This is a genomic window from Caballeronia cordobensis (assembly GCF_001544575.2).
GTDB lineage: Bacteria > Pseudomonadota > Gammaproteobacteria > Burkholderiales > Burkholderiaceae > Caballeronia > Caballeronia cordobensis.
Map to the genome: position 1 here is coordinate 1 of NZ_FCNY02000072.1, position 761 is coordinate 761.

At 64.1% G+C, this 761-nt stretch carries 1 protein-coding gene; it reads right to left on the reverse strand.

Features of this window, described 5'->3' with window-relative positions; genetic code table 11:
- On the reverse strand, positions 1 to 725 hold a 725-nt coding region (locus tag AWB70_RS38120; protein ID WP_327350589.1), incomplete at its 3' end, for a condensation domain-containing protein.
- Between the last annotated feature and the right edge of the window lie 36 nt (positions 726 to 761).

Genomic DNA, 761 nt, shown 5'->3' on the forward strand with positions numbered 1-761 from the left:
TGCACGAGACTCGAAAGCGTCTGCTCCATATAGCCACACAACAGTTCGGGCGACAACGGTGCGACCGTCTGCGCGGTCAGTCCGAGACTCTCGCCGTTGTCTTCGACCGCGAGCATCAGCGGATAGTTGGTGCGCTCCTCCGCACCGAGCAGTTCGATGCCTTCGAAGGGCTGCTGTTCATCGGCCACGGCCTGATTATGGCGATAGTTCAGCAGTGCGCTAAAGAGCGGTGCGGGTGCGGCAACGCCGCTGCATCGCTGAGCGAGCGCGAGCGGCGCATGCTGATGCTGCAACAACGCAGCCAGTCGTTCATGTGTAAGACGCACGCTGTCGGTCACAGAGGCATCATTGACGTCGAGGCGAATCGGCAGGGTGTTGATCAACAACCCCAAAGCCTGATCGACGCCTGCCTGCATGCGCCCGAGCAACACGGTGCCGAACACGATGCGTCCATCGGCATCGACCGAACTGGCCGCGCCGAGCACGCGCGCCCAGGCGAGATGACACAGGCTTGCAAGGCTCACGCCGAGTTGACGCGCCTGCGTGCGCAGCCGCGTGTTGAGCGACGCGGGCAGCGTCACGCGCGCTTCGGCCACAGACGAGCCGTCATGATGAACGTCGGTCAAGCCGAAGGGCAGCGTCGGTTCGGTGACATCGGCGAGCATGCCGCGGAAGAACGCTTCGTGCTCTTGCTGACTTGCGCCGAGCCGGGCTTGCGCGACCAGATCGCGGAAGTGTTGAGCCGTGCCGAGCGCGTGCGC